Origin of the sequence: Janthinobacterium sp. MP5059B (assembly GCF_001758645.1) — a bacterium.
Classification (GTDB): domain Bacteria; phylum Pseudomonadota; class Gammaproteobacteria; order Burkholderiales; family Burkholderiaceae_D; genus Janthinobacterium; species Janthinobacterium lividum.
The window spans coordinates 1,256,954-1,276,538 of sequence record NZ_LRHX01000016.1 but is presented as its reverse complement, the minus strand read 5'-3'; the positions used below and the strand labels follow the sequence as shown (position 1 = coordinate 1,276,538).

The 19,585-nt window shown below is 60.5% G+C and carries 15 protein-coding genes and 2 rRNA genes; 13 read left to right on the top strand and 4 right to left on the bottom strand.

The annotated features are described in order from the left end of the window. Positions 1-307: ribosomal RNA gene (locus JAB1_RS22800) — 23S ribosomal RNA — on the top strand; the annotation flags it as partial. Between the two features lie 138 nt (positions 308-445). After that, positions 446-558 (top strand): 5S ribosomal RNA (gene rrf / locus JAB1_RS22795). 222 nt (positions 559-780) lie between these two features. Here the strand turns inward: rrf and JAB1_RS22790 are convergent. After that, the gene (locus JAB1_RS22790; protein ID WP_225317447.1) at positions 781-1,353 is read right to left on the bottom strand and encodes an acyloxyacyl hydrolase; all 573 of its coding nucleotides are present in this window, start codon (positions 1,351-1,353) and stop codon (positions 781-783) included. 111 nt (positions 1,354-1,464) lie between these two features. Here JAB1_RS22790 and JAB1_RS22785 point away from each other — a divergent pair, with 111 nt between their 5' ends. Next, on the top strand, positions 1,465-2,385 hold the full coding sequence (locus tag JAB1_RS22785; RefSeq protein WP_275527774.1) for an NAD(P)-dependent oxidoreductase: 921 nt from the start codon (positions 1,465-1,467) through the stop codon (positions 2,383-2,385). Here JAB1_RS22785 and JAB1_RS22780 read toward each other — a convergent pair. Beyond that, the gene (locus JAB1_RS22780; protein ID WP_070281832.1) at positions 2,351-3,544 is read right to left on the bottom strand and encodes a M20 aminoacylase family protein; all 1,194 of its coding nucleotides are present in this window, start codon (positions 3,542-3,544) and stop codon (positions 2,351-2,353) included. The genes JAB1_RS22785 and JAB1_RS22780 overlap by 35 nt on opposite strands. A 206-nt stretch (positions 3,545-3,750) precedes the next feature. Here JAB1_RS22780 and JAB1_RS22775 point away from each other — a divergent pair, with 206 nt between their 5' ends. The 4 genes from JAB1_RS22775 to JAB1_RS22760 all read left to right on the top strand — a co-directional run bounded on the left by JAB1_RS22775 (position 3,751) and on the right by JAB1_RS22760 (position 10,575). Continuing rightward, positions 3,751-5,826, top strand: a complete 2,076-nt coding sequence (locus JAB1_RS22775; protein ID WP_070281831.1) for a molybdopterin oxidoreductase family protein — start codon at positions 3,751-3,753, stop codon at positions 5,824-5,826. 2 nt (positions 5,827-5,828) lie between these two features. Further along, positions 5,829-6,878, top strand: coding sequence for an aminopeptidase (locus tag JAB1_RS22770; RefSeq protein ID WP_070281830.1), 1,050 nt, complete (start codon positions 5,829-5,831; stop codon positions 6,876-6,878). A gap of 276 nt (positions 6,879-7,154) precedes the next feature. Beyond that, positions 7,155-8,837 (top strand): long-chain fatty acid--CoA ligase, encoded by a 1,683-nt coding sequence (locus JAB1_RS22765; RefSeq protein WP_070254814.1) that lies wholly within the window; start codon positions 7,155-7,157, stop codon positions 8,835-8,837. A 55-nt stretch (positions 8,838-8,892) separates the two neighbouring features. Next, entirely contained in the window at positions 8,893-10,575 is a 1,683-nt protein-coding gene (locus JAB1_RS22760) for a long-chain-fatty-acid--CoA ligase (RefSeq protein ID WP_070254812.1), read from the top strand. 3 nt (positions 10,576-10,578) lie between these two features. On the opposite strand, the gene JAB1_RS22755 is transcribed toward JAB1_RS22760, so the two are convergent. Beyond that, complete coding sequence (locus JAB1_RS22755) at positions 10,579-12,168, bottom strand: alkaline phosphatase D family protein (RefSeq protein WP_070281829.1); 1,590 nt, start codon at positions 12,166-12,168, stop codon at positions 10,579-10,581. A 42-nt stretch (positions 12,169-12,210) separates the two neighbouring features. Then, positions 12,211-12,651 (bottom strand): acyl-CoA thioesterase, encoded by a 441-nt coding sequence (locus JAB1_RS22750; protein WP_052139932.1) that lies wholly within the window; start codon positions 12,649-12,651, stop codon positions 12,211-12,213. 61 nt (positions 12,652-12,712) lie between these two features. Between JAB1_RS22750 and JAB1_RS22745 the strand changes: the two genes are divergently transcribed. The 6 genes from JAB1_RS22745 to JAB1_RS22720 all read left to right on the top strand — a co-directional run bounded on the left by JAB1_RS22745 (position 12,713) and on the right by JAB1_RS22720 (position 19,490). Next, positions 12,713-14,563: an ABC transporter ATP-binding protein/permease gene (locus JAB1_RS22745; RefSeq protein WP_070254899.1), complete on the top strand. Its 1,851-nt coding sequence runs from the start codon at positions 12,713-12,715 to the stop codon at positions 14,561-14,563. Between the two features lie 195 nt (positions 14,564-14,758). Beyond that, positions 14,759-15,715, top strand: coding sequence for an amino acid ABC transporter substrate-binding protein (locus JAB1_RS22740; RefSeq protein WP_034778971.1), 957 nt, complete (start codon positions 14,759-14,761; stop codon positions 15,713-15,715). A 100-nt stretch (positions 15,716-15,815) separates the two neighbouring features. Then, on the top strand, positions 15,816-16,565 hold the full coding sequence (locus tag JAB1_RS22735; protein WP_034779060.1) for an amino acid ABC transporter permease: 750 nt from the start codon (positions 15,816-15,818) through the stop codon (positions 16,563-16,565). A 1-nt stretch (position 16,566) separates the two neighbouring features. Then, positions 16,567-17,259 carry an ABC transporter permease subunit gene (locus tag JAB1_RS22730; RefSeq protein WP_034778970.1) on the top strand — a complete coding sequence of 231 codons (693 nt, stop codon included), beginning with the start codon at positions 16,567-16,569 and terminating at the stop codon, positions 17,257-17,259. A gap of 19 nt (positions 17,260-17,278) precedes the next feature. Further along, the gene (locus tag JAB1_RS22725) at positions 17,279-18,004 is read left to right on the top strand and encodes an amino acid ABC transporter ATP-binding protein (protein ID WP_070254805.1); all 726 of its coding nucleotides are present in this window, start codon (positions 17,279-17,281) and stop codon (positions 18,002-18,004) included. A gap of 37 nt (positions 18,005-18,041) precedes the next feature. Then, positions 18,042-19,490: an amidohydrolase family protein gene (locus JAB1_RS22720; RefSeq protein WP_231958623.1), complete on the top strand. Its 1,449-nt coding sequence runs from the start codon at positions 18,042-18,044 to the stop codon at positions 19,488-19,490. Positions 19,491-19,585 lie beyond the last annotated feature (95 nt).

The following is a 19,585-nucleotide window of genomic DNA, read 5'->3' as shown; positions in this document are numbered from 1 at the left end:
GAGACAGTTTGGTCCCTATCTGCCGTGGGCGTTGGAAATTTGAAGGGGGCTGCTCCTAGTACGAGAGGACCGGAGTGGACGAACCTCTGGTGTACCGGTTGTCACGCCAGTGGCATTGCCGGGTAGCTAAGTTCGGAAGAGATAACCGCTGAAAGCATCTAAGCGGGAAACTTGCCTTGAGATGAGATTTCCCAGAGCCTTGAGCTCTTTGAAGGGTCGTTCGAGACCAGGACGTTGATAGGCTGGGTGTGGAAGTGCAGTAATGCATTAAGCTAACCAGTACTAATTGCCCGTACGGCTTGTCCCTATAACCTTAGCAGGTACAGAGGATAAGACGGTACAACGTTGCGTGTGTGTTGATACTACCAGTCATTACCCCAATCTTTGCTTCTTCCAGATTCAGGCTTTGTCGTCCTACAGGAGACAAACGCCAGTACAAGTTATGCCTGATGACCATAGCAAGTTGGTCCCACCCCTTCCCATCCCGAACAGGACCGTGAAACAACTTTGCGCCGATGATAGTGCTGCAACCAGTGTGAAAGTAGGTTATCGTCAGGCTTGTTTTTCGCAGTAAGAGAAAAACCCCGCCAGCAATGGTGGGGTTTTTTTTCGTCTGGACATTGACGAGGCAACCCAACAGCAAAGGCTGGGGTCAGACCCCCTCGCGCGTTGGCGTCGAATCTGGCGTTGGCGGTGTGGAGGGTCTGACCCCGGTGGTTCGGTTCAGCAGGCGTAAAAAAAGGCAGCGCTACGCGCTGCCTTTGTCATGTATTACAACCATTAAAAATGGTAAGCGACTTTGACGTTCAGGTAATTGACGCCGCTATTTGGTTTCTTGTAGCCGCCGTTCGAGAAATGCTGGATCTTCGCAGCGACTTCCCATTTGTTATTGAAGACATAGCCGACGCCAATATGGTCGCCGAACTGGAAGTGGGTCGACAGGCGGTCATCATCGTTGTTGTACAGTTTCGACAGCATGTGCACGCCGATGCCGGCTTCCGCATAAAAACCCAGCTTATTCGTATTTTCAAAACGGAAAACGGGGGTAAAGCCCAGGTCCCACAGTTTTTGATGCTGGCCAGGGACATTCTGATAGCTCTTGGCATCCCAGCCGCCAATGCTGGCATCCCAGTAACCGCTCAGCTGCGTGCCATTCGATACGAACCAGGCCTTATCCCAGTTCGAGGTCACGCCGGCGCGTACCATTTGTACCTTCACGCCCTTGGCATATTCGCCGTAGACGGAGTCGATCAGTTTGCCGTCGGCGGCAAAGCCGGCATTGGCCGCCATCAGCGCGGTCACGGCGGCGATGGATTTGAGGAGATTCTTCTTGAAGAACATAGAGGCTTTCATCGTAAAATTGGCCGATAGGCTGTTGTCTTGTTTGCGCAGACGCAAGCTTGCTTTGCCTGCCGCTTTCGCCACTTGTTGATCTCAGGGGTTCAATTGACATTCTCTACAAAAATCGCATTTCTCGGTATCGGTCTGATGGGGGATCCGATGGTCCGGCGCCTGCTGCACGCTGGATATTCTGTCACAATTTGGAATCGCACGCACAGCAAGGCCCAAGTCCTGCGTGCGGCAGGCGCGCAGCCCGTTGTTTCCGTGGCTGAAGCGGTCAATGGCGCGGACGTGGTCATCTCGATGCTGGAAGCCGGTCCCATCGTGGCGCAGGTGCTGCAGGACGCGTTGCCGGCCCTGGCAACTGGGGCGCTATGGATAGACATGAGTTCCACCAAGCAATCAGAAGCCCAGCAATTTCATGCCATCTTGCACGCGGCAGACCATGCCTTCATCGATGCGCCCGTGTCGGGCGGCGTCGGTGGGGCCCAGGCAGGCAACCTGGCCATCATGGCTGGCGCCAGCGCCGGCGATTACGCGCGCGTGGAGCATATCTTGACGGCCATGGGGCGCCCGACGCTGGTGGGACCGGCCGGCAGTGGCCAGGTCGCCAAGTTGTGCAATCAGCTGATCGTCGGCGCCACCCTGAATATTGTGGCCGAGGCGCTGTTGCTGGCACAGGCGGCCGGCGCCGATGCGAGCGCCGTACGGGCGGCGATCCGTGGCGGTTTTGCCGAAAGCAAGATTTTAGAGGTGCATGGCCAGCGCATGCTGGAGCGCAATTTTGTTGCTGGCGGCCAAGTGAAGAGCCAGGTCAAGGATATGCACAATATCCTCGCGGCGGCCGAGGCTGCACACGTCACCTTGCCGGTAACGCAACTGGTGACGCAGCGTTATGAAAGCATCGCCGCCACCTACCCGACGGCGGACCATGCGGCAGCCTTGCTGGCCCTGGAAGCGTTGAATCCGGGGCGGCGCCTGGGCACCGGTCCGGATAAGCTGGGATATATCAAGCGACGGGCAGGCTCGCTTCGGCCAGCTTGACCCAGAAACTGGCACCGATGGGCAGCAGCTTGTCGTTGAAGTCGTAGCTGCCATTGTGCAAGACGCACGGACCCAGGCCATGGCCACCATCGCGGTGCTCGCCATCGCCATTGCCGATGAAGATATAGCAACCGGCCTTTTCTTGCAGGAAGAAAGCAAAATCTTCCGCGCCCATGGTCGGCTCGACATTCGCGTTGACCTTGTCCGCGCCCACCACGCTTTGCATGACTTCGACGGCAAACGCCGTTTCTTTCGCGTGGTTGACCAGCGGCGGATAGTTGCGCTTGAAGTGAAAGTCGACCTCCGCGCCAAAGGCGGCGGCCGTGTGCACGGCGATTTCGCGCATGCGCTCTTCGATCAAGTCCAGCACGGGCGTGGTGAAGGTGCGCACGGTGCCGACCAGGCTGGCGTCATCGGGAATCACATTGGTGGCGCTGCCCGCATGGATTTGCGTGATCGACAGCACGGCCGTGTCGAGCGGGCTCTTGTTGCGCGTGATGACGGTTTGCCAGCTTTGCGCGATTTGCACGGCCACCATGACGGGGTCGATACCCTTGTGGGGCTGGGCCGCATGGGCGCCCTTGCCTTTGACGGTGACGTGGAATTCATTGCTTGACGCCATCATTGGCCCCTCTACCACGCTCAGGGTACCCGTTTCGGCGCCCGGCCAGTTGTGCATGCCGTAGATGGCATCCATGGGAAAGCGGGTAAACAAGCCGTCTTCGATCATTTCGCGCGCGCCGGCGCCGCCTTCTTCCGCCGGCTGGAAGACCAGATACACGGTGCCGTCGAAATGGCGGTGTTGCGCCAGGTAATGGGCGGCACCCAGCAGCATGGCCGTGTGGCCGTCGTGGCCGCAGGCGTGCATCTTGCCCGGATGGCGTGAAGCATGCTCGAAGGTATTCATTTCCTGCATCGGCAAGGCATCCATATCGGCGCGCAAGCCGATGGCGCGTGTCGAAGTACCATTTTTGATGATACCGACCACGCCAGTGCGGCCCAGGCCGCGTACCACGGGAATGCCCCATTCCGTCAGTCTGGCGGCGACCACGTCCGAGGTGCGCTGTTCTTCGTAGCACAGCTCGGGATGCGCGTGCAGGTCGCGGCGGATACCTTGCAGCTCGGATTGAAACGCCAAGATCGGATCAACTAGTTTCATGGGACTCTCCTGTGGATGCTGGCACGCAGCAATGTATGGCGCGCCGGACCGCGCTTGTTTGATCAAAAACAGGCGCGGCTAATAGTGCATTGTAGCCCTTGTTTGCCGGGTAAATCCAGCGCACGGACGTGCTTGCCACGGCGCCAACAGCAAGCGCGCGGAATGGTTTACAGTATCGCCTTCCCCCAACGTTTCCGGATTGCCCCATGACCACCACCCAAGTGCGCGCCGCCTGCCCGCTCGATTGCCCCGATACCTGCGCCTTGCTGGTCACCGTGACCGATGGGGTGGCCACCGCCGTCAAGGGCGATCCCGACCATCCGACCACGGCTGGCGTGCTGTGCACGAAGGTGTCGCGCTTCACGGAGCGCACCTACCATGCGGACCGGCTGCTGCATCCGCTGCGCCGCGTGGGCAAGAAGGGGGAAGGCAAGTTCGAGCGCATCAGCTGGGAAGAGGCATTGCAGATCATCGCGGCGCGCTTGAAACCGATCGCCGCGCGCGATCCGCAGGCGATCTTGCCGTACAGCTACTGTGGCACCATGGGCCTGGTGCAGGGCGAATCGATGTCGTCGCGCTTCTTCAACCAGCTCGGCGCTTCCCTGCTGGACCGCACCATCTGCGCCTCGGCCGGTGCCACCGGTTACCGCTACACGGTGGGCGCCAGCATCGGCACGGACATGGAGCAGTTCCAGAACGCGAAATTGATCATTATCTGGGGCGGCAACCCGATCGCCTCGAATTTGCACTTCTGGATGCGTGCGCAAGAGGCCAAGCGCAATGGCGCCACCTTGATCGCAATCGACCCCTACCGTTCGCTGACAGCCGAAAAGTGCCACCAGCATATCGCCTTGCTGCCGGGGACCGATGCGGCCCTGGCGCTGGGCTTGATGCATGTGCTGATCACCGAAGACCTGATCGACCATGACTATATCGCGCAGTACACGATCGGCTATGCTGAACTGAAACAGCGGGCCCTGGAATGGCCGCCCGAGCGCGTAGCCGAGGTGTGCGGCATCACGGCCACTGAAGTGCTGGAACTGGCGCGCCTGTACGGCCAGGCATGCCGCTCTGGCGAGGGCGCCGCCATCCGTGCCAACTACGGCGTGCAGCGCGTGCATGGCGGCGGCATGGCGGTGCGCAATATCGCCTGCCTGCCCGCGCTGACGGGCGCCTGGCGCCATCCGGCCGGCGGCATGCAGCTGTCGAGCTCGGGTTCCTTCCCCGTCAACCGCAAGGCCCTGCAGCGCCCGGATTTATTGAAAGGCACGCCGCGCACCATCAACATGAGCACCATCGGCGACGATTTATTGAAAGCAAGTTCCGCCGAGTTCGGTCCGCAAGTGGAAGCCGTGATCGTCTACAACTCGAACCCGCTGGCGGTGGCGCCCGATTCCTCGAAAGTGGCGCAGGGATTTGCCCGCGAGGATTTGTTTACGGTCGTGCTCGAACACTTCCAGACCGATACCGTCGATTACGCCGACATCGTGCTGCCTGCCACCACGCAGCTGGAACACGTCGATGCGCATTCCACCTACGGCCACCTGTACATGATGGCGAACAATGCGGCCGTCGCGCCGCTGGGCGAAGCGAAAGCGAATACGGAAATCTTCCGCTTGCTGGCACAGCACATGGGCTTTGATGACCCGTGCTTCCAGGAAAGCGACGATGCGCTGGCGGCCAAGGCGTTCGATGCGACGGATGCGCGCGCCGTGCATTTCGACTGGGAATCGCTGAAACGCACGGGCTGGCAAAAGCTGGCCATGACCGAGGCGCCATTTGCCGAGGGCGGTTTCCCCACGCCATCGGGCAAGTGCGAGTTCTATTCCAGCGCCATGGCGCAGGCGGGACTCGATCCCTTGCCGGCGTATATCGCACCGCACGAATCGCAAGCCAGCAATCCTGCACTGGCGGCCCGTTATCCACTGGCCATGATTTCCCCGCCGGCACGCAATTTCCTCAATTCCACGTTCGTCAACGTCAAAAGCCTGCGCGCGGCCGAAGGCGAGCCGCACCTCGATATCCACCCTGACGATTGCGCCGCACGCGGCATCGCGGCCGGCGACATGGTGCGCATCTTCAATGACCGCGGCAGTTTTATTGCCAAGGCCAGGGTGACGGACAAGGCGAGGCGGGGCCTGGTCGTGGGCTTGTCCGTGTGGTGGAAGAAACTCGCCAGCGACGGCAAGAACGCCAATGAAGTGACCAGCCAGCGCTTGACGGACATGGGCCGCGCGCCGACCTTCTACGATACGCTGGTCGAAGTGGAAAAGGCTGCCTGACCATGGCGCGCTGGCCGGCCCGCTTGCTTGTCGGCACGGTGTGCCTGCTGCTGGGCGGCTGCACGCAGCTGCGCTACTACACGCAAGCGGCGCAGGGGCAATATGCCTTGTGGTCGGGCGCGCGGCCCATCGGCGACTGGCTCGACGACCCGGCCACCGAGCCGCGCCTGAAAGTGCGTCTGGCCAAGGCGCAGCAAATTCGCCGCTTTGCCGTCAGCGAGCTGGACTTGCCCGACAATGGCAGCTACAAGAATTACGCCTCCCTGCGGCGCCCGTTCGTGCTGTGGAACGTGGTGGCCACGCCGGAACTGTCGCTGCAGCCGCTGCAATGGTGTTTTCCCATTGCCGGCTGCGTCAATTACCGCGGCTATTACAGCAAGGAGGAGGCGCTCGCGTATGCCGACGAACTGCGGGCCCAGCATTACGACGTGCAGGTGGGCGGCGTGCCTGCCTATTCCACCCTGGGCTGGTTCGACGATCCCCTGCTGTCGACCTTTATCAATTACAACGATGCGGAGCTGGCGCGCCTGATCTTCCATGAACTGGCGCACCAGGTGGTATACGTGCCCGGTGATTCGGCCTTCAACGAGTCGTTTGCCAGTGCCGTGGAAGAGGCGGGCGTGCAGCGCTGGCTGGCGCGCGAGGGCAACGACGCCATGCGTGCGGCGTACGCCCAGTACGCGGCGCGGCGCCAGGATTTCCTCGCCCTGCTGCTGAAATACCGGGGTGAACTGGAGTCGGTGTATGCAAGCGACGCCAGCGATGCGGACAAGCGGGCGCGCAAGGCGCAGGTGTTTGCGGCGTTGCAAGACGCGTATCAGGTCGTGAAGACAAACTGGGGTGGTTTTGCCGGTTACGACCGCTGGTTCGAGCAGCCATTGAGCAATGCGCACCTGGCATCCGTGTCTACCTACAATGAATTTTTGCCTGCCTTCAAAAAATTGCTGGAAGAAAAAAAGAACTTTCGTGCTTTTTATGCTGCAGTGCACACAATGGCCCAGATCAAGAAGCCTGAGCGCAGGCAGGCGCTGGAACAATTGTCCAGCCCCTGACCCGTAAAGATTGTCTCGCACGTCAGGGCAAACGATCCTGCAACAGTGTATTTGGCATGTTGCATTGCAGCATAAAATACCCCTAGAGTTGCCGCTCGAATACTGTTGAAAGCGCTTGCATGGAAGCCCGGCGCCCGATAGCATCGCATTAGTAGCATAGAGCAATTGCTCGTCAGAATGCTCAAACTGACTGCCGGACGACAGAATCCGCAGCAATGATCCGCGCCGGCAGGGTGCGCCGGCTCCCCCACGATTATTCGAGACAAGAGGCACAGGATGGACAAAATTTGGCTGAAGTCGTACCCTCCCGGCGTACCTGCCGACATCAATCCTGATCAATATCGTTCGCTGGTACATTTGCTGGAAGAAGCGTTTCAAAAATATGCGGATCGCAATGCCTATGTCTGCATGGACAAATTTCTCACCTATGCCGAACTCGACACCTATTCGCGCCAACTGGGTGCCTGGCTGCAAAGCCGTGGCCTGAAGAAGGGCGCGCGTGTCGCTCTGATGATGCCAAACGTGCTGCAGTATCCGGTGGCCATTGCCGCCGTCCTGCGCGCCGGCTACACGGTGGTCAACGTCAATCCGCTATATACGCCGCGCGAACTCGAGCATCAGCTCAACGATTCGGGCAGCGAAGCCATCATCGTGCTGGAAAACTTTGCCCATACGCTAGAGCAAGTGCTGGGCAAGACGGCCGTCAAGCACATCGTCGTCGCCAGCATGGGCGAAATGCTGGGCGGCTTGAAGGGCATGATCGTCAATTTTGTCGTGCGCAACGTCAAGAAGATGGTGCCCGCGTACTCCTTGCCGAACGCCATGCGTTTCAAGCAGGCGCTGGCGCTGGGCAGCCGCATGAAACTCACGCCTGTCGAGCTGAGCATCAATGACGCTGCCTTTCTGCAATACACAGGCGGCACGACGGGCGTGTCGAAAGGCGCGACCTTGAGCCACCGCAATGTGATCGCCAACGTGCTGCAGAGCGAAGCGTGGTCGGGCGCGGCGCTCGACCAGAACAGCAAGGAGCAGCTGATCATCGTCTGCGCCTTGCCGCTGTACCATATCTTTGCCCTGACGGCGTGCGCCATGTGGGGCACGCGCGTGGGCGCGCTGAATATCCTGATCCCGAATCCGCGCGATATCCCGGGCCTGATCAAGGAGCTGGGCAAGTACAAATTCAACCTGCTGCCAGCGGTCAATACGCTGTATAACGCGCTGGTGAACCACCCCGATTTCGCCAAGCTTGATTTCTCGGGCTTGAAGATCGCCAATGGCGGCGGCATGGCAGTGCAGCAAGCCGTCAACGACAAGTGGCTGCAAGTGACGGGCGTGTCCATCATCGAAGGCTATGGCCTGTCGGAAACGTCGCCTGTCGCTACCTGCAACCGCGCCGACAGCACGGCATTCTCCGGCACCATCGGCTTGCCGATTCCGTCGACCGATATCGCCATCCTCGACGATGACGGCAAGGAAGTGCCGCTGGGGCAGACGGGCGAAATCGCCATCCGCGGCCCGCAAGTGATGAGCGGCTACTGGAACCGTCCCGATGAAACGGCCAAGGTCATGACGCCCGATGGATACTTTAAATCCGGTGACGTGGGCATCATGGATGAGCGCGGCTACGTGAAGATCGTCGACCGCAAGAAAGACATGATCCTCGTCTCCGGCTTCAATGTGTATCCGAATGAAGTGGAAGCCGTCATCGCGGCCCATCCGGGCGTACTCGAGTGCGCCTGCGTGGGTGTGCCGGACGAACACTCGGGCGAGGCCGTGAAAGTATTTGTCGTGCGTAAGGATCCGAACCTGACCCAGGCAGTGCTGGCCGCGTATTGCAAGGAACAATTCACAGGCTACAAGCGGCCGAAATACATCGAGTTCCGCGATGAGCTGCCGAAGACCAACGTCGGCAAGATTTTGCGTCGCGCCCTGCGTGACGAAACGAAGATAGCAACATAAACAGTGTGGGATGCGCCAGGAGGCGCATCCCTTTTACAGATAAAGATGAGGCGAGATGGACAAGATTTGGTTGAAGTCGTACCCGGACAGCGTTCCCGCAGAGATTGATTGCACGCAATACCGTTCCGTCACGCATTTGCTGGAAGAGTCGTTCCAGAAATATGCGGACCGCAACGCCTTCGTGTGCATGGATAAATTCCTTACCTATCGCGAGCTCGACAAGCTGTCGCTGCAGATGGGAGCCTGGCTGCAAAGCAAGGGCCTGAAGACGGGCGCGCGCGTGGCGATCATGCTGCCGAACGTGCTGCAGTATCCGGTGGCGATGGCGGCGATCCTGCGCGCCGGCTATACGGTGGTCAATGTCAATCCGCTGTATACGCCCCGTGAATTGCAGCATCAGCTGGTCGATTCGGGCAGCGAAGCGATCATCGTGCTGGAAAACTTCGCCACCACGGTCGAGCAGGTGCTGCCGCATACCCAGGTCAAGCATGTGATCGTCGCCACCATGGGCGACATGCTCGGTGGACTCAAAGGCACGATTGTCAACTTCGTCGTGCGCAAGATCAAGAAAATGGTGCCCGCGTTTTCCTTGCCGGGCGCCATCAGCTTCAACAAGATGCTGGCCGAAGGCGCACGCCTGAGCCTGACGCCGGTGCAGCAGGGGCATGACGATATCGTCTTCCTGCAATACACGGGCGGCACGACGGGCGTGTCGAAAGGCGCGATGTTGTTGCACCGTAACGTGATCGCCAACGTGCTGCAAAACGAGGCGTGGATTTCTCCCGTGATGACCAAGGAAATGCGCGCCACCTCGATGGGATTCATGTGCGCCTTGCCCCTGTATCACATCTATTCGCTGACGGTCAGCGCCCTCATGGGCATGCGCGTGGGCGGCTTGAACGTATTGATTCCCAACCCGCGCGACATCCCCGGTTTCGTCAAGGAATTGTCCAAGCACAAGATCGTCGTCTTCCCGGCCGTCAATACCTTGTACAACGCGCTGCTGAATAATGCCGACTTCGCCAAGCTCGATTTCTCCAGCTATAAAGTGTGCAATGGCGGCGGCATGGCCTTGCAGCGCAACGTGGCCGAGCGCTGGCTGAAGCTGACGGGCTGCCCGCTGATCGAAGGTTATGGCATGTCGGAAACTTCACCCGTGGTGACGGGCAACCGCGTCGATATCACGGAATTTACGGGCACCATCGGCTTGCCTTTCCCTTCGACGGAAGTGGCGATCCTGAACGATGATGGCGTGGAAGTGCCGCTGGGCGAGCCGGGCGAGATCGCCGTGCGCGGCCCGCAAGTGATGGCGGGCTACTGGCAGCGTCCGGACGAGACGGCCAAGTCGATGACGGCCGACGGTTTCTTCAAGACGGGCGACGTGGGTGTCATGGATGAGCGTGGCTATGTGAAGATCGTGGACCGCAAGAAAGACATGATCATTGTGTCCGGCTTCAATGTGTATCCGAACGAGGTGGAAGACGTGGTCGCTTCGTGCCCGGGCGTGCTCGAGTGCGCATGCATCGGCGTGCCGGATGCCAACGCGGGCGAAGCCGTGAAAGTGTTTGTCGTGCGCAAGGATCCAAACCTGACGGTGGAACAGATCCGCGAGCATTGCAAGCATGAATTGACGGCCTACAAGAAACCGAAATACATCGAGTTCCGCGATGAGTTACCGAAGACCAATGTCGGCAAGATCTTGCGCCGTCAATTGCGCGATGAAAAGAAGGTTGCCTAGGCTTCAGCTTTGCAAGCCAGCCTTGCCGTCGCGCACGACAAAGCTGGCCAGTGTCGCGATGGCAGAGGTGCTGTCGCGCACGTTCTCCAGGCCCTGGAACAGGGTCGTGGTTTTCTCCGGCGTGATTTCCATCAACATATAGCCGCGCTTGTCACTGCGTCCGTAACGGATGTGCGGGTTCATCGCCACGTACTGCTGCGTCCGCGCCTGCGGGCGGGAACTCGAGGTGATGGAGGTGCCGCAAAACTCCGTGGCCAGGACGGGATTGGCCTTGCCGGTGGGCCGCATGGCATTGCGGCTCAGTTCCGTGGCATAAAAAGTGTGCACGTCGCCCGACAGCACCAGCGGGTTGCTGGCCTTGCTGCTGCGCAAGGCGTCGAGCAGGTGCTGGCGCGCCAGCGGATAGCCATCCCAGCCATCGGTCCAGATGCGTTCGTCGCCGGGCCGCAGGATGGGCACCTGGCTCGATTGCGCCATCAGGGTTTGCTGGGCCAGGATATTCCAGCGCGCGGGAGAATCATCGAGCCCGGCTTGCAGCCAGCGCTGCTGTTCCTCGCCCAGCATGGTGCGCTGCGGTTTCAGCAGGTCGGGACAGTTGCGCGTGGTAACGGAATTGGAGCCGCCGCGACCCGGCCTGGCGCACGCGTGATAGGCGCGGTATTGCCGGTCATCCAGCACGTGAAAGCGCGCCAGCCTGCCCCAGTCATAGCGCTGGTAGATGCGCATGTCGACGAAGCCCCGCCGTCCCAGCGGCAGCAGCCGTAGCGGCATATGTTCATAAAACGCCTGGTAGGCGGCCGCGCGGCGCTGCAAAAAGGTGGGCGTGAGCAACTCGTCGCGGTCATTGCCGTAATCGTTGGCCACTTCATGGTCGTCCCAGGTGACGATCCATGGCGCGGCCAGGTGCGCGCCCTGCAAATCGCGGTCGCTCTTGTATTGCGCGTAGCGGGCGCGGTAGTCGTCCAGGCTGAAACTTTCATGCGTGCGCACGGCCCGGCTCGGATGCTGCAACTGGTACGGACCCCATTCATAGATGTAATCGCCGAGGAAGGCCACCAGGTCGGGCGCGGCCGCGGCGATGTGCCGGTGCGCCGCATACGCGCCGAATTCCCAGTGCTGGCACGAGGCGACGGCCAGTTTCAGCGAGGCGGGCAGGGTATCGGCGGCGGGTGCCGTGCGCGTGCGGCCCACGGGGCTGACGGCGTCGCCCAGCATGAAGCGGTACCAATACCAGCGCCCGGGTGTCAAACCGCCCACGTCGACGTGCACGCTATGCGCGAGGGCGGGTGTGGCCGTGGCCTGGCCCTTGGCGGCGATGCGGCGAAAACCTTCATCGTCAGCCACTTCCCAGCGCACGTTCAGGGCGATGGCGGGCGTGGCGGCCGCGTGCAGCGGGTCGTAGCAGATGCGTGTCCACAGCACGACGGCGTCCGGCAAGGGCGAACCGGAAGCGACACCGAGCGCAAACGGGTAGCCGGCGCCATTCAGGCGCGTGGCGGCGCCCGCGCTGGAACCGGACAGCACGCTGCCAGCGGCGGCCAGCGCACCGATGCGCGCGGCGCTCTGCAGAAAGATGCGGCGCTGGCTATCCATGCGGTCTGAAAATAAAACGTGGGATTAATGTAACAGCGACAATCAAGGCGACAGCAAGGTCTCGATGGGCGGCACCTTGCGCGGCTTGCGGTCGGAGTCCGTCGCCACGTAGATCAGGGTTGCTTCCGTGACTTTCACGATGCATGCCTGCAGGCGGTTGCGCTCGGCATACACCTCGACATTGACGGTGATCGAGGTATTGCCAACCTTGACGATGTCGGCGTAGAAGGAGAGCAGATCGCCGACGAAGACGGGGTTTTTGAAGACGAAGGAATTGACGGCAATGGTGGCGACGCGGCCGTTGGCGCGCCGCGTGGCCGGCAGGGAACCGGCGATATCGACCTGCGCCATGATCCAGCCGCCGAACACGTCGCCGTACACATTGGCGTCGGACGGCGCGGGCATCATGCGCAATTCCGGCATTTTTCCGGCGGGCAGGCCGGAGGCGAGGCAGTTGTCGGGGCGGTCGGGGGAGGTGCTCATCTTTTATTCTCATGAAAGGCTACAATTGCCCCGATTGAACCATAAAAAGCCGACCTTCGCCATGCGCCGTTCCCAGACTCCCCCTCCTCCCCGCTCGCCAGCTTCCGCCAGCCACAGCGATTTCGCCACCATCAAGACCTTGTTGCCGTATCTGTGGGTCTACAAATGGCGGGTGCTGCTGGCGCTGCTATGTCTGGTGGGCGCCAAGCTGGCCAACGTGGGCGTGCCCCTGATCCTGAAAAAACTCGTCGACGCCATGACGATTACGGCGGCCCATCCGCAGGCGCTGCTGGTGCTGCCCGTCGGCTTGCTGGTGGCATATGGCTTGCTGCGCCTGTCGACCACCCTGTTTACGGAATTGCGAGAATTCCTGTTTGCGCGGGTCACGCAACGGGCCGTGCGCACCATCGCGCTGCAAGTATTCCGCCACCTGCATGCGCTGTCCCTGCGCTTTCACTTGAACCGCCAGACGGGCGGCATGACGCGCGACATCGAACGGGGCACGCGCAGCGTCGGCTCGCTCATTTCCTATACCTTGTTCAACATCTTGCCGACCCTGGTGGAAATCACCCTCGTGCTCGGCTATCTGGTCTTGCATTACGACATCTGGTTCACCGTCATCACGGCCGTGGCGCTGGTGTCCTATATCGCGTTTACCGTACTGGTGACGAACTGGCGCACGCATTTCCGCCGCACCATGAACGACCTCGATTCAAAAGCCAATACCAAGGCCATCGATTCGTTGATCAACTATGAAACCGTGAAATACTTCGGCAACGAGGATTACGAAGCGAAGCGCTACGACGAAGGCTTGCAGCGCTATGAATCGGCGGCCGTGAAATCGCAGACTTCCCTGTCCCTGCTCAATACGGGCCAGTCCTTGATCATCGCCACGGCCGTCACCTTGATTTTATGGCGCGCCACGGTCGGCGTGATCGCCGGCACGATGACCCTGGGTGACCTGGTGCTGGTGAATGCCTTCATGATCCAGCTGTATATTCCCCTCAATTTTTTAGGGGTCATCTACCGCGAAATCAAGCAAAGCCTGGCCGACATGGAACGCCTGTTTTCCTTGCTGAATGAAAACCGTGAAATCGCCGACACGCCGGAAGCCAAGCCGCTCGTCACGCGGGGCGCAGCCGTGCGTTTTGACCATGTGGATTTCAGCTACGAAGCCAAGCGGCAAATCCTGTTCGACGTGGATTTCCAGATCCCCGCCGGTACCACCACGGCCGTGGTGGGGCATAGCGGCTCTGGCAAGTCGACCCTGTCGCGCTTGCTGTTCCGCTTCTATGAAGTAGATGGCGGCGGCATCACCATCGATGGCCAGGACTTGCGCGGCATCACGCAGGATTCCCTGCGCGCGGCCATCGGCATCGTGCCGCAGGACACGGTGCTGTTCAACGACACCATCGAATACAACATCGCCTACGGCAAGCCGGGCGCCAGCAAGGATGCCATCGTGGCGGCCGCCAAAGCGGCATCGATCCATGATTTTATTGAAAGCTTGCCAGATGGCTATAACTCCATGGTGGGCGAGCGGGGCTTGAAACTGTCGGGCGGTGAAAAGCAGCGCGTGGCGATTGCCCGCACCTTGCTGAAAGACCCGGCTATTTTGATCTTCGATGAAGCCACCTCGGCGCTTGATTCGAAGGCCGAGCAGGCCATCCAGGCGCAGCTGAAGGACATCGCCAGGAACCGTACCACCCTGGTGATTGCGCACCGTTTGTCGACGGTGGCCGACGCCCAGCAGATTCTGGTGCTCGACCATGGCCGCATCGTCGAGCGGGGCACGCATCCGCAATTGCTGGCCGCGAATGGCTTGTATGCGCAGATGTGGCAACGCCAGCAGGCGAATATGGACGATGAGGCGCAAGAAGAGGAGTTGGCGGGGCTGGCGCCGGCAAAATAAATCGGGAAGGGGAAATCAGTAGGAAAAATGCTACAGCCGCGCTGATTCAGGCGCGCGTATAGCGCCTATTTGAGGGCAATCGCAGAAAACGGCTAGTCCGGCGCTGAAAATGAAATAAAATTAATTCCATTGGTGGCGTCTGCACCACAGTTGTTTCGTTCGGAGTCCATCCGGTTTGTCCGCCCAGGAGAATTTATGAAATTGACCAAAATCATCGCCACGCTGCTCAGCGTCGGTGTCATCAGCAGCATGTCGCCAGTCCAGGCTCAGGAATTGACCGGCACCTTGGCCAAGATCAAGAAAGCCGGTTCTGTCACCCTCGGTGTGCGCGACGGCTCCGTTCCCTTCTCCTATCTCGATGACAAACAGCAATACCAGGGTTATTCGATCGACCTGTGCATGAAAGTCGTCACGGCCCTGCAAAAGCACCTGGGCTTGAGCGAACTGAAAGTGGTGATGAGCCCCGTGACGTCGGCCAACCGCATCCCGCTGATGGCCAACGGCACCATCGACCTCGAATGCGGTTCGACGACGAACAATCTGGAGCGCCAGCAGCAGGTGGCATTCGCCCCTACCATGTTCGTCATCGGCAACCGCGTGCTGTCGAAAAAATCCTCAAACATCAAGACCCTGGAAGACTTGCGCGGCAAGACCCTGGTCGCCACGGCCGGCACGTCGACCATCAAGCAGATGACCATCCTGAACAAGGAAAAAAACCTGGGCATGACGATTGCCGTCGGCAAGGACCATCCTGAATCGTTCCTGATGCTGGAAACGGGCCGCGCGGTGGCAGAGGCCAACGACGATATCCTGCTGGCGTCGCAAGTGGCCAATTCGAAAAACCCGAACGACTACGAAATCACCAAGGAAGCGCTGTCGGTCGAGCCGTACGGCATCATGCTGCGCAAGGGCGATCCGGCCTTCAAGAAAGTGGTCGACGATGCGCTGATTCGCCTGTACAAGAGCGACGACATCAACCGCATTTACGCGAAATGGTTTACCTCGCCCATCCCGCCGAAAAACATCAACCTGAAATTCCCCATGCCGCCGCAATTGAAGGCCGTGTTTACCAATCCGACCGACTCCGGTGACCCGGCCGCCTATGCGGCCGTGCCCGAAGCGCAGAAGACTTCGGACAAACGGAAAAAGTAACAAGAGTGCGTAACAAATCGGGGGGCGCAAGCCTCCCGATTTATTTGCGGGACGGACGGCCGGCTGGCCGCTGTCCTCGGGCTGCATGCGAAGGATGATCATGAATTACAACTGGAATTGGCGCATTTTCTGGGAGATTTCTCCCGATGGCGTGGGCACGTATATGGACACCCTGTGGTCCGGCCTGATCTGGACCCTGGCCACGGCCGGTACGGCCTGGATCATGGCCCTGATCCTGGGCCTGGTGATCGGCACCGTCCGCACCCTGCCGAACAAATGGCTGGTGGGCGTGGCCAATGCCTACGTCGAATTGTTCCGCAACGTGCCGCTGCTGGTGCAGATGTTCCTCTGGTATTTCGTCATGCCGGAACTGCTGCCGCCCGACCTGGGCGCCTGGGTCAAGTCGCTGCCAAATGCGCCGTTCGTCACGGCCGTGCTGTGCCTGGGATTCTTTACTTCCTCGCGCGTGGCCGTGCAGGTAACAACGGGCATCGAGGCGCTGCCGCGCGGGCAGAAACTGGCCGGCACGGCGCTGGGCCTGACCCTGCCGCAAACCTACCGCTTCATTTTGCTGCCGATGGCCGCGCGCGTCATCATGCCACCGTTGACCAGCGAATTTTTGAACATCATCAAGAACAGTTCCGTGGCACTGACCATCGGCCTGATCGAACTGACGGCCAGCGCGCGCGCCATTCAGGAATTCTCGTTCCAGGTATTCGAAGCGTTTTCAGCCGCCACCATCATCTACGTCGTCGTCAACCTGCTGGTGGTGGTGCTGATGCACCTGATCGAAAAAAAGGTCGCCATCCCGGGCTTCATCGTCGCCGGCGCCAAGACGGGAGGACATTGATATGTTCGGTAACTTCGACTTCGATGTCATCTCCCGCTCGTGGGTCTACCTGTTCCAGACCGGCATGGTGTTTACCCTGAAACTGACGGCGCTGTCCATGGTGGGCGGCATCGTGCTGGGCACCCTGCTGGCGCTGATGCGCCTGTCCGGCAGTCGCCTCATTTCGGGCGTGGCGTCGACTTACGTCAACCTGATACGCTCGATCCCGCTGGTGCTGGTGATTTTCTGGTTCTATTTCCTGGTGCCGTACATCGCCGCCTGGGTCATCGGCGCGAATGAGCCCGTGAAAGTGGGCGCGTTTTCCTCCGCGCTGATCACCTTCATCATGTTCGAGGCGGCCTATTATTGCGAGATCATGCGCAGCGGCATACAGTCGATCCCGCGCGGCCAGGTATGGGCCGGCCAGGCACTGGGCATGAACTACTCGCAGACCATGGCCTTCATCGTGCTGCCGCAAGCCTTCCGCAACATGATTCCCGTGCTGCTGACGCAAACCATCGTGCTGTTCCAGGACGTGTCGCTCGTGTACGTGCTGTCGATCCCCGATTTCGTCGGCGCCGCCTCGAAGATCGCCCAGCGCGACGGCCGCCTGGTGGAGATGTATGTGTTTGTCGCCGTCGTGTACTTCGTGCTGTGCTATGCCTTGTCGTTCCTGGTAAAACGCCTGCAGAAACGCGTCGCCATCATTCGCTAACCGAAAAAGAAAGAACAAGATGATTGAACTCAATAACGTCAGCAAATGGTATGGCCAGTTCCAGGTACTGACCGACTGCACCACCAACGTCACCAAGGGCGACGTGATGGTCATTTGCGGCCCGTCCGGCTCCGGCAAGTCGACCCTGATCAAGACGGTCAATGGCCTCGAACCGATCCAGCAGGGGCAGATCATCGTCGATGGCATCACCGTCAACAATCCGAAAACGAATTTGTCGAAACTGCGCGCGCGCATCGGCATGGTGTTCCAGAATTTCGAGCTGTTCCCGCATTTGTCGATCCGCGAAAACCTCACCATCGGCCAGATCAAGGTGCTGGGCCGCAGCGCCGACGAAGCCAATGCCAAAGGCTTGCAATACCTGGACCGCGTGGGCCTGCTGTCGCAGCAGGACAAGTTCCCCGGCCAGTTGTCCGGTGGCCAGCAGCAGCGCGTGGCGATCGCCCGCGCGCTGTCGATGGACCCCATCGCCATGCTGTTCGACGAGCCGACTTCGGCGCTCGACCCGGAGATGATCAACGAAGTGCTCGACGTGATGGTGGGGCTGGCGCAGGAAGGCATGACGATGATGGTCGTCACCCATGAAATGGGCTTTGCAAAAAGAGTCGCCAACCGCATCGTCTTCATGGACCAGGGCAAGATCATCGAGGATTGCAGCAAGGATGACTTCTTCAACACGACGCGCTCGGACCGCGCGCGCGATTTCCTCGCCAAGATCATCCACTAATTTTCCATCACTTTGAAGTTGAGTACGAATGCCTGACATGAAACAAATAGCCGGCGCCATGCTGGCGCTGGGTCTGCTTGCCCATGCCCACGCGGCAGACAGGATCGCCGTCGACATCGCCCTGCGCGACGCCACCCTGATCGACGTTGCCGCCGGTAGCACCATCAGCGGCAAGACCGTGCTGCTCAAGGGCGACAGCATCGTCGCCGTCGTCGATGACGCGCAGCTGCGCAGCTACGCGCCGAAGCAGACCATCCGCCTGCCCGGCAAATACCTGATGCCGGGCCTGTGGGACACGCACGTGCATTTTGGCGGCGGCCCCGAGCTGATCGACGAGAACAAGCAGCTGCTGCCTTTGTACCTGGCGCATGGCATCACCACGGTGCGCGATTGCTCGGGCGACTTGCCCGACACGGTGCTGGCGTGGCGCCGGCAGATCAATGCGGGCCAGCTGCAAGGCCCGACGATTTTTACCTCTGGCGCGAAACTGGAAGGCATCAAGCCGCTGTGGAAGGGCACCATCGAAGTGGGCACGCCGCAGGAAGTCACGCGCGCGTTGGACGGCCTGCAGGCGCAGCAAGTGGACTTCGTGAAGATCACGGAAAATACCCTGAAACCGGAGCTGTACCTGGAAGCGCTGCGCCAGGCGCGTGAACGGGGCATGCGCACTTCGGGCCATATCCCCGTGCAGCTGACATTGGGGCAGATGGCCGATGCGGGCCTGGGCACGATCGAACATCAATCGTATTTGCTGCGCGCCACCACGCCGCGCGAGCAGGAGCTGACGGCCAAGGTGGCCGCCGGCGCGATGACGGGCAAGGAAGCCATGCGCGAGAGCTTGCAAAGCTACGACGAGCCGACGGCGCGCAAGGCCTTCAGCTACCTGGCTGCGCGCGGCACGGCCATCGTGCCGACCCTGTGGGGTTCGCGCGTGACGGCCTACCTGGACCGCGAAGACCACACGCACGATCCGGCCCTGCAATACATCGGCAAGGGCTTGCGCGCCACCTACGACTGGCGCGTGCAGCGCGCCGCCAAGGATGGCCCGGAAGCTATCGCCCAGCGCCATGCGCAGTTCGAGCAATCGGCCAAGCTGCTGCCGATTTTGCAGCAGCAGGGCATGAGCATCATCGCCGGCACCGATGCGGGATTCTTGAATTCCTTCGACTATCCTGGCCAGGCCCTGCACGATGAAATCGGCCTGTACGTGCAGTATGGACTGACGCCGCAGCAAGCCTTGCAATCGGCCGTCATCAACGGACCCCGCTTCCTGGGCAAGCTGAATCGCTACGGCAGCGTGGCGGCCGGCAAGGCGGCCGACCTGCTGGTGCTCGACGCGAACCCGCTGCAGGACATCGGCGCCACGCGCCAGATCCGCCTGGTGGTCAGCCGCGGCCACGTGTACGACCGCGCCGCGCTGGACCGGATGCTGGCCGATATTCGCGCCTGGGTGGCCAAACAGGAGACGGCGCCGGCCAAGTCCTGAAGTTCTTCGTTCTGATGTCGCAAGCGGCCGGGTGATACCGGCCGTTTTGTTGTCAGGCAGGCAGCAGGCGCAGGCGTCCATTGACTGCGAAGCCG

Coding starts and splice junctions, on each gene's coding strand:
- JAB1_RS22750 (WP_052139932.1), bottom strand. CDS start 12,651: ATGAGCACCTCCCCCGACCGCCCCGACAACTGCCTCGCCTCCGGCCTG.
- JAB1_RS22730 (WP_034778970.1), top strand. CDS start 16,567: ATGTTCGGTAACTTCGACTTCGATGTCATCTCCCGCTCGTGGGTCTAC.
- JAB1_RS22770 (WP_070281830.1), top strand. CDS start 5,829: ATGGCGCGCTGGCCGGCCCGCTTGCTTGTCGGCACGGTGTGCCTGCTG.
- JAB1_RS22745 (WP_070254899.1), top strand. CDS start 12,713: ATGCGCCGTTCCCAGACTCCCCCTCCTCCCCGCTCGCCAGCTTCCGCC.
- JAB1_RS22765 (WP_070254814.1), top strand. CDS start 7,155: ATGGACAAAATTTGGCTGAAGTCGTACCCTCCCGGCGTACCTGCCGAC.
- JAB1_RS22755 (WP_070281829.1), bottom strand. CDS start 12,168: ATGGATAGCCAGCGCCGCATCTTTCTGCAGAGCGCCGCGCGCATCGGT.
- JAB1_RS22790 (WP_225317447.1), bottom strand. CDS start 1,353: ATGAAAGCCTCTATGTTCTTCAAGAAGAATCTCCTCAAATCCATCGCC.
- JAB1_RS22760 (WP_070254812.1), top strand. CDS start 8,893: ATGGACAAGATTTGGTTGAAGTCGTACCCGGACAGCGTTCCCGCAGAG.
- JAB1_RS22780 (WP_070281832.1), bottom strand. CDS start 3,544: ATGAAACTAGTTGATCCGATCTTGGCGTTTCAATCCGAGCTGCAAGGT.
- JAB1_RS22725 (WP_070254805.1), top strand. CDS start 17,279: ATGATTGAACTCAATAACGTCAGCAAATGGTATGGCCAGTTCCAGGTA.
- JAB1_RS22720 (WP_231958623.1), top strand. CDS start 18,042: ATGAAACAAATAGCCGGCGCCATGCTGGCGCTGGGTCTGCTTGCCCAT.
- JAB1_RS22775 (WP_070281831.1), top strand. CDS start 3,751: ATGACCACCACCCAAGTGCGCGCCGCCTGCCCGCTCGATTGCCCCGAT.
- JAB1_RS22735 (WP_034779060.1), top strand. CDS start 15,816: ATGAATTACAACTGGAATTGGCGCATTTTCTGGGAGATTTCTCCCGAT.
- JAB1_RS22740 (WP_034778971.1), top strand. CDS start 14,759: ATGAAATTGACCAAAATCATCGCCACGCTGCTCAGCGTCGGTGTCATC.